We start from the raw sequence: 13,256 nt of genomic DNA on the forward strand, positions 1-13,256 counted from the left end.
GGTTATTAAAGGTTGAAAGAAAGGAGAAGTATATTGTAGATGACCGGTTAGATGGGTCAATTACAATATACCAGGTATACAGAATATGAAAAAAATAATACAGACAGCAGGAAGAAATGTACTTGGTGAATTTGCACCAGAGTTTGCACATTTTAACGATGATATACTTTTTGGTGAAAACTGGAATAACCAGGATATCGATGTAAAAACAAGAAGTATCATTACAGTGGTGACTCTGATGGCTTCCGGAATTACGGATTCTTCTTTAAAATATCATCTTCAAAATGCAAAAAATCATGGAGTGACACAAAAAGAGATTGCTGCAGTGATCACACATGTCGCATTCTATGCAGGTTGGCCAAAAGCATGGGCTGTTTTCAATCTTGCAAAGGAAGTATGGAAAGCAGGCGAAGGAGATTTGCCATACGAAGAGGAAGCAATGTGTGCGCATGCAAAAGAAATGATGTTTCCGATTGGTGCACCAAATGATGGATTTGCACAGTATTTTTCCGGCAGAAGTTTTCTTGCACCGATTTCTATTTCTCAGGTTGGAATTTTTAATGTGACATTCGAACCTGGATGCAGTAATAACTGGCATATCCATCACGCAAAAAGTGGCGGGGGACAAATTCTGGTATGCGTTGCAGGAAGAGGATATTATCAGGAAGAAGGCAAAGAAGCTATAGAAATGAAGCCAGGGGATTGCATTAATATTCCAGCAGAAGTAAAGCATTGGCATGGAGCAACTCCTAACAGTTGGTTTTCTCATCTTGCTATAGAAGTTCCGGGTGAAAATTGTTCCAATGAATGGTTTGAACCGGTAAGTGATGAGGAATATGGAAAACTAAAATAGGAGGTAGATGAATGTTTGATAGAAATATTGTATTGAATAATGGAGTGAAAATTCCACAGCTTGGTCTTGGAACCTGGTTTATTGATGATGATCAGGCTGCTGATGTTGTAAAAGCAGCAGTAAAAATTGGATATAGACATATTGATACTGCACAGGCATATGGAAATGAACGTGGCGTCGGTGAAGGAATAAGAACCTGTGGTATTGCGCGTGAGGAGTTGTTTGTTGTATCAAAGGTAGCCGCAGAGCATAAGACTTATGAGGAAGCAATGGCAGGAATCAATGAGACACTTGAAAAGATGGGACTGGATTATCTTGATATGATGATTATTCACAGTCCACAGCCATGGGCAAAGGTGAATCAGAGCGAAGATAGATATATAGAGGGAAATCGTGCGGCATGGAAAGCTCTTGAGGATGCATATATGGCTGGAAAACTTAAGGCAATCGGAGTTTCTAATTTTCTGATTGAAGATATTGAAAGTCTTCTTGAAACGGCAACGATTAAGCCAATGGTTAATCAAATCCTTCTTCACATAAGTAATACGCCGATGGAGTTAGTCGAATATTGTCAGAAGAATAATATTGTTGTAGAAGCATACTCACCGATTGCGCATGGTGAAATATTAAATCAACCAAAGATAGCTGCGATCGCAAAGAAGTATGGTGTGAGTGTTCCACAACTTTGTATTAAATATACGATTCAGCTTGGTGCCGTTTCTTTACCAAAAACAGGTAATCCTGAACATATGAAGAGTAATGCAGAACTAGATTTTGAAATTAGTGCTGAAGACATGGACCTGTTAAAGAATTTTGAGAAAATTCAGAACTATGGTGACAGTGGAATTTTCCCAGTTTATGGTGGAAAGATGTAAGAAATTTAACAACAATCTAACAATCCAAATATTAATATCATTAAAAGCTATAAGATTTAAAAAATGAAGTCTTATAGCTATTTTTGCGTTTTTTACTGAATTACACTCTGAGCGTTAATGGGCAAGGATGAGAAAAAATCAACCAGAAGTGGATGAAGTCAAGGGCTTCTTGTATTTGAGCGAAGCTGGTAAGCCATTGGTAGCTTTTCAATGGGCAAAGAAATTTGAGTATGCTGTATTGCATCATAATCGTATTTATAAAAAAGAACTGCCTAAAATCACTCCTCATATATGCCGTCACACATACTGTTCAAACATGATCAAAGCTGGTGTGAATCCTAAAGTTGTTCAATATTTAATGGGACATTCTTCGAGTGAGATTACATTGAATATATATACACATATTCATTTAGAAGATGTAATAGAAGAACTTGAGGGAGTTGAATGTATCTAAAATCCATGGGCACAAACTTTAAAATTTTAGTGCCCATTTTGTGCCCATTACATGGTATGATATGCAAGAGTATGCAAGGTTAATACAAATTTGAGGGAACTTTGCGAATGACGAAATAACCTATATTTATAGGCATAACCTGATATAATCTGGTATAAGGAGGTTTAATTTGAATATGAAGAAAATTATGTTTATTTGCCACGGCAACATCTGTAGAAGTGTTAGTGCTGAATATATTATGAAAGATTTGGCTAAGAAAAATGGGGTAGATCTATATGTGTCTAGTGCAGCTACAAGTCGTGAAGAGATTGGTAATGATATTTATCCTCCGACTAAGCGTAAACTAAAAGAGAAGGGGATTCCATTTTCTAGACATTACGCAAGACAAGCTACAATGAGTGATTATTTGTCATATGACTATTTGATTTGTATGGATGAAAATAATATGCGTAATTTAAATCGTATGTTTGATAATGATCCAGATCACAAGATCTATAAATTATTATCAAGGGATGTTTCAGATCCTTGGTATAGTAATGATTTTGAAACGGCTTATAATGATATTTTTGAAGGCTGTAAAGCTTGGTTGGAGAAATTATCATGAAACAGAATCTACATACACACTCTATCTTTTGTGATGGAAAAGATACGATTGAAGAAATGACTTTAGAAGCCATCTCAAAAGGCTTTGACATTCTAGGATTTTCAGGACATGGATATTTAAATATAGACGATGGTTCAATGCAAGATACAAAAGGATATATTTCAGAGGTTGAGAGAATTAAATTGAAATACGCTTCATCTATTCAAATTCATTTAGGGATTGAAGAAGATATGTTAGGAAGAATCACTGAAAAAGCTCCATTTGAATATGTGATTGGAAGTAAACATTTTTTAGGTGAGACTGCCGTGGATTATTCAAAGCCTGTATTTGATTCTTTATTTGAATCATATTCTGGTGACTATAAAAAGATGTGTAAAGACTACTATTCAGACTTATCGAATATGTATGACTGGCAAGAAGTGGATATCATTGGACACTTGGATTTGATCACCAAATATAATGAGGACGAATCTTACTTTAAATTTAATGATAAAGACTATATGAATATTGTTTGTGACTGCATTGACCGATTACTTATTAATGATAAGATTTTTGAAGTGAATACCGGAGCTATCGCAAGAGGCTATCGTAAAACACCATATCCATCTAAGAATATATTGGAATATTTATACGCAAAGAATGCGCGTATTTGTCTAAACAGTGATTGTCATGATAAGAACTATTTGGATTGTGCCTTTGAATCTAGTTTAGACTTGATTCAATCTTGTGGATTTAAAGAAATGCAGATATTAACCAATGATGGCTTTGTACCAGTGAAAATTAAATAGAGTAAACAGTGAAGGTATTCTTGTGATAATCAATTAAACCTTCACTTTTCATTTTAGAAAGCTCTTTTGATAAGGCACTTCGTTCTACGTTTAAATAGTCAGCCATCTGTTGACGATCAAACGGAATCTTAAAGGTAGAATTTTGTGTTTCTAGTTTCATAAACGATAAGTAAGACAATACTTTATTACGAATGGTTTTGTTGGAAATATGGAATATGTGTTGTGACAACATCTTGTTTTTATTTGAAAGTATTTGAATCATTTGATCCTTTAGTTCTGGGGATTTTTCTAAGGCTTGAACATCTAAAAATTGAATTGTACAATCCTCTACTGCTCTTACATATACATACATAGGTGTTTTGGTTATGGCATAGCTTTCCGCAAACATTTGATTGGGACCTACATGTGATAATAGGGAAACATTGCCTAAAAAGTCTACAGTTTCTATCACAACACTTCCTTCTTTGACAATGCCAATGGCTTGGGGAATATCTTCCATATGATAAATAATTTCATTTTTCTTGTATTTTTTGAATGGTAAATCCATAAATATCTTCCTTTCGTTGTTTAAACAACATAAATTTAATGTATTATACACTAAAATAAGCATATAAGAAATGAGGATGATTCTATGTTAAGAAAAATAATTCAAATTGATGAAGATAAATGTACAGGATGCGGTATCTGTGTAGATGCCTGTCATGAAGGAGCCATTGGCTTAGTGAATGGAAAAGCAAAATTGATGCGAGATGATTATTGTGACGGACTAGGTGATTGCTTACCAACATGTCCTACGGGTGCTATTTCATTCATTGAAAAAGATACTCTAGCTTATGATGAAGAGGCTGTAAAAAAGAATATGGAAAAACGCATGCATGAATCGGGCACCATGCATTCAGGATGTCCTGGATCTATGATGCATACACTGAATCCAGTTGTATCTAGTCCATCGATTGATGTATCAAGTCAACTAACATCTTGGCCTGTTCAAATTAAGCTAGCACCTATCAATGCACCATTCTTTCAACATGCTAAGTTACTAGTAGCTGCGGATTGTACAGCCTATGCCTATGCCAATTTCCATCAGGAATTTATGAAAAATAAAGTGACTCTAATTGGATGCGCAAAACTAGATGGTGTAGATTATTCAGAAAAGCTTTGCGACATCATTCGTATGAATTCCATTGAAAGTGTAACCATTGTTCGTATGGAAGTACCTTGTTGTGGTGGCCTTGAAAATGCGGTTAAGAAAGCTTTGCAGGAAAGTAAAAAATTTATTCCTTGGCAAGTCGTCACAATTTCAATAGATGGAAAAATCTTAGATTAAACCTTAAAAAAAGTGCAGTTAACGTGTCAGATATTGCACTTTTTTCATTTTCTGACACGTTAAACGTTGTTTTTTGTCATTTTTGATATGAAAAAAGTATCACCGTAGCGATACTGGGTATCCAAATTTTCTAGGGGTCTCGAATTTAGGGGGCAATCTGGGGGACAATAAAGAGAAATGAATCTAGGGGTCTATGAAATGTGATTATTTCATCCCTTATTCATTTTCTTTTTTTATGTCTGATATAACCGTTTATAATTATTTCGTTATGTTCATTGTCTTCAACCAGGAGGTATATAAATGAACAATAACGAAAATATTTCTATTTCAAAACTATTAGCTGTACTTGATATTCAAGATGATGAATCTTTTATTATTACTAATGTCGAATTGATTGATGATAAAAAATATCTGCACATTCAAAAGAAGTTGGAACCTGTGTATTGTCCTAGATGTGGTTCAAGAATGCATTCTAAAGGTTTCTATACTCGTAAGCTTAATCACCCTGTCCTTCAGGATTCTACTAAATTTTATATGATTGTTAAACAACGCAAGTGGCATTGTGATGAGTGTAATTTATATATGAATGATTCTTTTCCTTTTTTGGATAGATATGCTCATTCTACAACCATCACTCCACTTCTTATTCTAAATGAATTTAAACACCTGGATCAAAGTACTGCAGCTATTGCCGAAAGATTCAATATTTCTGACACTCTCGCTCATATCTTATTTGAAAGGTATGTGGATCTTCCTAGACTTCCTCTTCCAGAATATATGTCAATTGATGAAGTGTACTTGAACATCAGTAATTCTCAAAAATATGCATTTGTCATTATGGATTTTTCAAATGGTGAAATTGTGGATATTGTGCACAATCGCTGGAGTTCTACTTTAGAAGATTATTTTCTTCACATTCCTTTAGAGGAACGTCTTAAAGTAAAAGCTGTAATCTGTGATGCATACCAGACTTATTTGACCATGCCAGAAAAATATTTTCCCAATGCCTGTACAGTTTTAGATTCGTTTCATGCAGTAAAAGTTATTATCACTTACCTGAATGGATATATCAATAAAGTCATGAAGAAATATCAGGATCGTGACAAAAAAGCTCTGGAAGAAAAAAATCACGATACAAACCGCGATAATAAATCAATCAAGAAATCTAAAGAAGTCATTCTACTTCAAAACTATCGCTGGGTACTGCTCAAGAATCGAGACGAGATCAATTACTCATACAATCGACACTATCATAAAATGCTAGGCATGAATGTCGATACTTATACAATTGAAAAACTATTTCTTCAACTGGATCCAAACTTTGAAGGCCTTCGTGAACTTAAGGAAGAATATATTCAATTCAATCATACAGAATACGACAACGAATTCGACGTTCTTCTTGATTTAAACACATTAATTGATAAATATGACAATTCTGACCAATCTATATTCCGTGACTTTGCAGGTTTCTTAAGAAGGAATCTTAGATCTATAGTTAATTCCTTTACTCGTATAAAAGTTTATAGAAAAAGCGCGCGTACAGAAAAAGGATACTACGCGCGTCTTTCAAATGGACCTATGGAATCCTTTAATCGCAAGCCAAAAGATTTAAAAAGAGATTCCAGAGGCTTTTCCGACTTCTATTATACACGTAATCGCATCCTATGGGGTACAAGGAAAAATTCAAGCATAAAAGGAGTTCCTAAATCTATGGATCAGATTCTTTCAAAAAAAGGAAAGAAACGTGGATCATATAAAAAGAAAAATCAAAAGTAATAAATAGAAAATTATAATAATGTTGAACAATGAACATAACTAAAAAAGATCTCAGTTTTATAACCATAACTGAAATCCTTTTAATCATTAAAAACAAATCTAGGGGTCTATAGGCGAATGCTCTTATAGCATCAGTCCCCTAAATTGACCCCTAGATATTTCTTGGAAACCCCTAGATTATTTGGTTACCCTTTCCAAGGGTCATAGTTAAGTTTTGTTACTTAGCCATTTGTGCAGCAACTTCTTCAGCAAAGTTTTCTTCACGTTTTTCGATACCTTCACCAGTTTGGTAACGTACGAAAGTTACTACTTCAGCTTTGTTGTCTTTCAAGAATTGAGAAACCTTAGTTTTTGGTTCTAAGAAATATTCTTGATCTAATAAGCATTGGTCTTTAAAGTGTTTGTCAACTTTTCCTTTTAAGATTCCTTCCAATACTTTTTCTGGTTTGCTAGCCATTTTAGGATCAGCCTTCATCATTTGTAACTGAAGTTCACGTTCATGTGCAACTTCTTCACCTGGTACTTCAGCCTGAGATACATATTTTGGAGCCATACTAGCAACTTGCATTGCTAAGTTTTTAGCTACAGTAGCATCTTGAGTTCCTTTAACAACTACAACAGCAGAAATTGAACCACCCATGTGCATGTATGAACCGAAGATTTCATCATCAGCTTTTTCAACAACAGCAACACGACGGAAAGAAATTTTTTCTCCGATTGTAGCAGTTGCATTGATGATTAAATCATTGATAGTTCCTTCAGCAGTTTGGATGTTTAAAGCTTCTTCAGTTGAAGCTGGTTTGTTTGCAAGAATTGCTTCTTGTAAAGTATCCATTAATTTTAAGAATTGTTCGTTCTTACTTACGAAGTCTGTTTCTGAGTTAACTTCGAATAATACAGCAGTGTTTCCACTAACAGCAGCACGAGTTAAACCTTCAGCAGCAATACGTCCTTCTTTTTTAGCAGACTTAGCAATTCCTTTTTCACGTAACCAGTCAACAGCTTTTGCAATATCACCTTCACATTCAGTTAAGGCTTTTTTGCAATCCATCATACCAGCACCTGTTTTTTCACGTAATTCTTTTACTTGAGCAGCAGTGATAGCCATTTTAGCATCCTCCTATATTTTTAATTATTCAGCAGCTTTTGCTTCTTCAGCCTTTGCAGCTGGTTTTGCGTCATCATTTTTCTTGTTGAAAGGACGACGATTTTTACGTTCAAAGTTACGTTTTCTACGTTCTTCATTTCTTTGACGACGACGACGTTCGTTTTCAGCGATTTGAGCTTCAACATTTTTAATAACGTCTTCCATAGTTACATCATCTTCAGTTTCATCTAAGTAAGCCATTTCTAATAGACCACCCTTAGCATCAACGATAGCATCAGCCAAGATTGTTGTAACTAATTTAATTGAACGAACTGCATCATCATTAGAAGCGATTGCAAAATCAGCATCTTCCGGGTCACAGTTTGTATCTAACATTGCGAATACAGGGATTCCTAATTTTTTAGCTTCAGCAATTGCATTGTGTTCTTCTTTTGGATCGATAACAACTAATGCATCTGGAAGTTTCTTCATTTCTTTGATTCCACCTAAAGAACCTTCCAATTTAGCTTTTTCTTTACGTAAGTTAGCTTGTTCTTTCTTAGTGTAAACTTCGATTTTTCCACTAGCTTCCATTTCTTCGATTTCAACTAAACGTTTGATACGTTTTTGAATAGTACGGAAGTTTGTTAATAAACCACCTAACCAACGTTTATTAACATAGAAAGATCCTGAACGTAAAGCTTGTTCTTCAACTACTTCTGCAGCTTGTTTTTTTGTTCCTACGAACAATACTTTTCCACCACGTTCGCTAATAGCTTTTAATTCATTGTAAGCAGCTTCGATTTGTGCTTGAGTTTGGTTTAAATCTACGATATAAACCCCGTTGCGACTTGTGTAGATGAATGGTTTCATCTTTGGGTTCCAACGGCGAGTCTGGTGACCAAAGTGAACACCGTTCTCTAACATTTTCTTCATTGATACGATTGACATAATAGTCCTACCTTTCCGTTTCTCCTCCATCATTTCAGACGTATGCAACACTAAAGTGCACGGGCACACGAATCCATGATGTGTGTAATAAGCGCAATCACGCGCTTTTACATTATAGCAATATCCTTTTTAACTTGCAAGATGTTATTTTTCAAAAGGATGTGCTTTTTTATAAGCCTTTACTAACTGAGCTGTTGTTACATGTGTATATATCTGTGTTGTTGATAAAGAACTGTGTCCCAATAATTCTTGTACCACACGAATATCTGCTCCGTTATCCAGTAAATGTGTCGCAAAGCTATGTCGTAACATATGTGGATGCAGTTTCATATGCATTCCTATATTTTTTGCATGCTTATCCATCAAATACTGAATTCCTCTAGATGTAAGCTGTTTTCCTCTTAAGTTCACAAACACATGGTCATCTATCGCATATTTAGCCCAAAAGCTATTTTTATATTCTAACAATTCATCCTCAAATCCTTTATAAAAAGGTACAATACGATCTTTATCCCCTTTACCTCGAATATGAACAATACGATTGTTTATATCGATTTGTGTCCATTTTAAATTCACACATTCACTTACACGCAATCCACATGCATACATGATTGTAAATAAAATACGGTCTCTATGTTCATCCTCTTTTGCATCATCGTAGGAATTTAAGAATTCTTGAATTTCTTCAATAAACAAAAAATCCGGAATCTGTTTTGATTGTTTTGGAGTTTGAATCCCTACTAAAGGATTTTCCATGATTCCCATATATTCTGCTAAATACGCGTAAAAAGAACGATAAACACTCATTTTACGGGCTATAGAACTTGTTTTTAAATGATCCATGGTCGTTAAAAAATTCATAAAAGTCAATCTATCGCACGATTCAAAAGAATCAATAGATTGACTTAATAAATATTCTTTATATTGGATCAAATCGTTTTTATAGGACTCAATGGTTTTTTCTGATTGCGTGTTTTTTCGATAGATATACTTTAAAAAACGTTGAATCAACTCATCCATTGACTTGTTCCTTGATTTCTTGAATTCGACTCAGTGCTTGACTTGCAAGCTTTTCTTTACGTTCATGCTTTTTGCATTTTTCATTTAAATGCATAATCCCAAAGTTTGCGTTCATTGGCTGGAAATGTTTAGGATCACAATGTGTAATATAATAAGCTTGAGAACCCATGACACAGGTATTTCCAAAACAAATTGGTTCTTTACCCTGCATCAACAATGCCATGTTAATTCCTGCAATTAAACCCGATGCACAAGATTCTACATATCCTTCTACGCCTGTTAATTGTCCGGCAAAGAATAGATTTTCTCTGTTTTTTGCCTGATATGTTTCTTTTAATACAATAGGACTCGATAAATATGAATTTCGATGCATCACACCATAACGTGTAATTTTTAAATTTTCCAAGCCTGGAATTAACGAGAATACTCTTCGTTGTTCTGGCCAAGTTAAATGTGTCTGAAAACCAACAATGTTATACATACTTGCCGCAACATTGTCTTGGCGCAGTTGAACAACCGCAACTGGATGTGAATCTTTATCTTTTTCAAGTCCAACTGGTTTTAGGGGACCAAATAACATCGTCTTTTTTCCACGGCGTGCCATTTCTTCAATTGGCATACAACCTTCAAAATACGTTTCTTTTTCAAAATCATGCATATGTGCACATTCTGCATGAATCAAAGCATCGTAAAACACTTCAAATTCATCTGCATTCATTGGACAATTGATATAGCTTGCTTCCCCTTTATCATAACGAGATTTATAATACGCTTTACTAAAATCAATTGAATCCTTTTCAATGATGGGTGCTGCTGCATCGTAGAAATGAAAAGTATCTTCTGATGTAAACTCATGAATGGCTTTCGCCAAAGAATCACTCGTCAAAGGTCCTGTCGCAATAATACAAGGTCCTTCAGGTAAAGATGTAACTTCTTCATTGACCACTTCGACTAAAGGATGATTTTTAATTGTATCTGTAATATATTGTGAGAATGTTTCACGATCTACAGCCAACGCACTTCCTGCAGGTACGGCATGCATATCCGCAGATTTCATGATCAACGAATCCATTTGACGAAGTTCTTCTTTTAAAATTCCAACCGCATTATTCATCGCATTTGAACGAAGTGAGTTAGAACATACAAGTTCTGCAAAGCGATCTGTATGAAATGCTGGGCTTTCCTTTTTGGGACGCATTTCAACTAGACGAACAGGAATATTTCTTTTAACGAGCTGCCAAGTTGCTTCACAACCTGCTAGCCCTGCTCCTACAACTGTAACTTGTTCCATTATTTATCTTCCTCTGTTTTCTTAGGTTCTTTTTTTATATAACGACATTTTGGATAGTTAGAGCATCCAATGAAGGTAGTTCCAAAACGTGATTTTCTTCTTACAAGCTCATGACCACATTCAGGGCACATTTCACCTGTTGGCTCAGGCTTAGCTTTCTTTTTCAAAGATTCAATTGTCTTACATTCTGGATAATTTGAACAAGCCCAGAATTGTCCATAACGACCTCTTTTAATGACCATTTTAGCTCCGCAATTTGGACAGATTTTCTCTTCTTTTGCCTCTTCAGGAAGTTCTTCTTCATCATTTTCTGTGTATCGACATGTTGGGAAATTAATGCATGAAATAAATTTACCAAAACGTCCATTACGATAAACAAGCTCCCCACCACATTCTGGGCATGTACGTCCTACACGTTCCAATTCTTTCTTTGGCATTTTTTCATATGCATCCTCCACAAGAGGTGCAAATTTATCATAGAACTTATGCATATAAGAAATGGAATCTTCATTTCCTTCGGCAATTTCATCCAATGTTTTTTCCATGTCTGCCGTATATTCAACGTTGATTACACTTGAAAAGTATTGTTGAAGCTTTTCATTTGTCAAAATTCCCTGTTCACTAGGAATAAACACTTTTGTCTTTGATGATTCACTTGCCTTTTCTAAAGATGCATAGCCACGTTTTTGTAACGTATCAATAATTGTCGCATATGTACTTGGTCTACCAATTGATTTTTCTTCTAGATCTTTAATTAAACGTGCTTCTGTATAACGTGCTGGTGGCTCTGTGAAGTGTTGTTTTGAAATTGGTGTCACATTTTTTAAGACTTCATTTTCCTCTAATTTAGGAAGTAATGCATCGCTTTGTTTCTCATATTTTGAGTATACTTTATAGTAACCATCAAAAGTCATTGTTTGCCCACTTGCACTAAATTCTAAATCGTTATTTGTGATCTTAATGCTTGTCACATCATAAACTGCATCTTTCATTAAAGATGCCAATGTACGTGCATAAATTAAGGAATACAAACGATATTGATCATTTGTAAGGTGGTCCTTAATCGATTCTGGTGTACGATTAATATTTGTTGGTCGAATTGCTTCGTGCGCATCTTGTGTATTCTTACCATTTTTTTGATGTACATGTCCAACATATTCTTTGCCATATGTATTTGTGATAAAGTCTTTGGCATCCCCAACAAAAATATCAGATAAACGTGTTGAATCGGAACGCATGTAAGTAATCAAACCTTCCATGTTTCCACCTAGGTCTATACCTTCATACATCTTTTGTGCTACGCTCATTGTTTTCTTTGCACCAAAACCTAGTTTTGTACTGGCCTCCTGCTGCATAGTCGATGTAGTGAATGGAAGCTTTGGCTGTTTTTTCTTTTGTTTCTTTGAAATAGACGTAACAACATATTCTCCATTACATCTTTCTAATAATGCCTTTGCCTCTTCTTCATTCTTGATTTTAGGTTTTTTTCCTTCAACCTTAACCAAGTCCGCTTCGAATGCTTTATTCTGCTTCTTACACTGTGCATGAATCGTCCAGTATTCTTCTTGTTTAAAGGCTTTAATTTCATTTTCACGATCAACAATCAATTTCAATGCGACAGATTGTACACGTCCTGCAGATTTAGACTGAATCTTATTCTGCAAAAGTTTACTTAATTTAAATCCAATAATACGATCCAACATACGACGTGTTTCCTGTGATTTTACAAGATCCATATCAATTTTTCTTGGTTCTTTCATAGCCTCAAGAATTGCAGGTTTCGTAATTTCGTGGAAAACAATACGATTATTGTCTTCTGTATTTAAATCTAAAACACGAGCTAAATGCCATGCGATAGCTTCCCCTTCACGGTCGGGGTCACTCGCAAGATAAATATCTTGTGCTTTGGATGCGTATTCCTTTAATTCTTTTACTACTTCTTTCTTTTCTTTACTAATTTTATATTTAGGTTCAAAGTCATGATCCACATCAATTCCTAAACCTTCTTTTCCGCTTGTTGCCAAATCACATACATGGCCTTTACTGGAAACAACTCTATAGTCTTTTCCTAAATATTTTTCAATCGTCTTCGATTTGGAAGGCGACTCCACTATAACTAAATGTTTTTTCATTTGGTTCCCCCATATTCACGCTATATCAAACATTAAAAAATTCATTTTGTCAATCCTCAGATGTCATCAACATCGTTTATATCCACTAAAATATTCGC

12 protein-coding genes and 1 pseudogene are annotated in these 13,256 nt (G+C 34.9%); 7 read left to right on the forward strand and 6 right to left on the reverse strand.

Annotated features, from left to right (window positions below; translation table 11 throughout):
- The first annotated feature begins 85 nt into the window (after nt 1-85).
- From DWY01_RS08370 to DWY01_RS08390, 5 genes are all read left to right on the forward strand, one after another.
- A complete protein-coding gene (locus DWY01_RS08370; protein ID WP_117995692.1) occupies nt 86-853 on the forward strand; it encodes a carboxymuconolactone decarboxylase family protein in 768 nt (255 codons plus the stop codon).
- Between the two features lie 11 nt (nt 854-864).
- Nucleotides 865-1,728: an aldo/keto reductase gene (locus tag DWY01_RS08375; RefSeq protein WP_117995693.1), complete on the forward strand. Its 864-nt coding sequence runs from the start codon at nt 865-867 to the stop codon at nt 1,726-1,728.
- 127 nt (nt 1,729-1,855) lie between these two features.
- The gene (locus DWY01_RS08380; protein WP_117995694.1) at nt 1,856-2,182 is read left to right on the forward strand and encodes a tyrosine-type recombinase/integrase; all 327 of its coding nucleotides are present in this window, start codon (nt 1,856-1,858) and stop codon (nt 2,180-2,182) included.
- A 175-nt stretch (nt 2,183-2,357) separates the two neighbouring features.
- A complete protein-coding gene (locus DWY01_RS08385; RefSeq protein WP_199519931.1) occupies nt 2,358-2,786 on the forward strand; it encodes a low molecular weight protein-tyrosine-phosphatase in 429 nt (142 codons plus the stop codon).
- Nucleotides 2,783-3,574: a histidinol-phosphatase gene (locus tag DWY01_RS08390; protein WP_117995695.1), complete on the forward strand. Its 792-nt coding sequence runs from the start codon at nt 2,783-2,785 to the stop codon at nt 3,572-3,574. Before DWY01_RS08385 ends, DWY01_RS08390 begins: the two co-directional genes overlap by 4 nt.
- On the opposite strand, the gene DWY01_RS08395 is transcribed toward DWY01_RS08390, so the two are convergent.
- A complete protein-coding gene (locus DWY01_RS08395) occupies nt 3,567-4,121 on the reverse strand; it encodes a Crp/Fnr family transcriptional regulator (protein WP_158553689.1) in 555 nt (184 codons plus the stop codon). The genes DWY01_RS08390 and DWY01_RS08395 overlap by 8 nt on opposite strands.
- An 84-nt stretch (nt 4,122-4,205) precedes the next feature.
- Here DWY01_RS08395 and DWY01_RS08400 point away from each other — a divergent pair, with 84 nt between their 5' ends.
- On the forward strand, nt 4,206-4,901 hold the full coding sequence (locus tag DWY01_RS08400) for an ATP-binding protein (RefSeq protein WP_117995697.1): 696 nt from the start codon (nt 4,206-4,208) through the stop codon (nt 4,899-4,901).
- Between the two features lie 300 nt (nt 4,902-5,201).
- Complete coding sequence (locus DWY01_RS08405; RefSeq protein ID WP_117995698.1) at nt 5,202-6,677, forward strand: transposase; 1,476 nt, start codon at nt 5,202-5,204, stop codon at nt 6,675-6,677.
- Between the two features lie 217 nt (nt 6,678-6,894).
- On the opposite strand, the gene tsf is transcribed toward DWY01_RS08405, so the two are convergent.
- The 5 genes and pseudogenes from tsf to topA all read right to left on the reverse strand — a co-directional run bounded on the left by tsf (nt 6,895) and on the right by topA (nt 13,158).
- Nucleotides 6,895-7,785 (reverse strand): translation elongation factor Ts, encoded by an 891-nt coding sequence (tsf, locus tag DWY01_RS08410; protein WP_117995699.1) that lies wholly within the window; start codon nt 7,783-7,785, stop codon nt 6,895-6,897.
- Between the two features lie 198 nt (nt 7,786-7,983).
- Nucleotides 7,984-8,715, reverse strand: a pseudogene (gene rpsB / locus DWY01_RS08415) (30S ribosomal protein S2); the annotation flags it as partial.
- Nucleotides 8,716-8,859: 144 nt separating this feature from the next.
- On the reverse strand, nt 8,860-9,735 hold the full coding sequence (gene xerA / locus DWY01_RS08420) for a site-specific tyrosine recombinase/integron integrase (RefSeq protein WP_117995701.1): 876 nt from the start codon (nt 9,733-9,735) through the stop codon (nt 8,860-8,862).
- Nucleotides 9,728-11,026 carry a methylenetetrahydrofolate--tRNA-(uracil(54)-C(5))-methyltransferase (FADH(2)-oxidizing) TrmFO gene (trmFO, locus tag DWY01_RS08425; protein ID WP_117995702.1) on the reverse strand — a complete coding sequence of 433 codons (1,299 nt, stop codon included), beginning with the start codon at nt 11,024-11,026 and terminating at the stop codon, nt 9,728-9,730. Before trmFO ends, xerA begins: the two co-directional genes overlap by 8 nt.
- Nucleotides 11,026-13,158, reverse strand: coding sequence for a type I DNA topoisomerase (gene topA / locus DWY01_RS08430; protein ID WP_117995703.1), 2,133 nt, complete (start codon nt 13,156-13,158; stop codon nt 11,026-11,028). The genes trmFO and topA overlap by 1 nt, the downstream gene beginning before the upstream one ends.
- Between the last annotated feature and the right edge of the window lie 98 nt (nt 13,159-13,256).

The organism is Eubacterium sp. AF22-8LB (genome assembly GCF_003458715.1).
Taxonomy (GTDB): Bacteria; Bacillota_I; Bacilli_A; order Erysipelotrichales; family Erysipelotrichaceae; genus Holdemanella.

Coding starts and splice junctions, on each gene's coding strand:
- DWY01_RS08370 (WP_117995692.1), top strand. CDS start 86: ATGAAAAAAATAATACAGACAGCAGGAAGAAATGTACTTGGTGAATTT.
- DWY01_RS08375 (WP_117995693.1), top strand. CDS start 865: ATGTTTGATAGAAATATTGTATTGAATAATGGAGTGAAAATTCCACAG.
- DWY01_RS08380 (WP_117995694.1), top strand. CDS start 1,856: ATGAGAAAAAATCAACCAGAAGTGGATGAAGTCAAGGGCTTCTTGTAT.
- DWY01_RS08385 (WP_199519931.1), top strand. CDS start 2,358: ATGAAGAAAATTATGTTTATTTGCCACGGCAACATCTGTAGAAGTGTT.
- DWY01_RS08390 (WP_117995695.1), top strand. CDS start 2,783: ATGAAACAGAATCTACATACACACTCTATCTTTTGTGATGGAAAAGAT.
- DWY01_RS08395 (WP_158553689.1), bottom strand. CDS start 4,121: ATGGATTTACCATTCAAAAAATACAAGAAAAATGAAATTATTTATCAT.
- DWY01_RS08400 (WP_117995697.1), top strand. CDS start 4,206: ATGTTAAGAAAAATAATTCAAATTGATGAAGATAAATGTACAGGATGC.
- DWY01_RS08405 (WP_117995698.1), top strand. CDS start 5,202: ATGAACAATAACGAAAATATTTCTATTTCAAAACTATTAGCTGTACTT.
- tsf (WP_117995699.1), bottom strand. CDS start 7,785: ATGGCTATCACTGCTGCTCAAGTAAAAGAATTACGTGAAAAAACAGGT.
- xerA (WP_117995701.1), bottom strand. CDS start 9,735: ATGGATGAGTTGATTCAACGTTTTTTAAAGTATATCTATCGAAAAAAC.
- trmFO (WP_117995702.1), bottom strand. CDS start 11,026: ATGGAACAAGTTACAGTTGTAGGAGCAGGGCTAGCAGGTTGTGAAGCA.
- topA (WP_117995703.1), bottom strand. CDS start 13,158: ATGAAAAAACATTTAGTTATAGTGGAGTCGCCTTCCAAATCGAAGACG.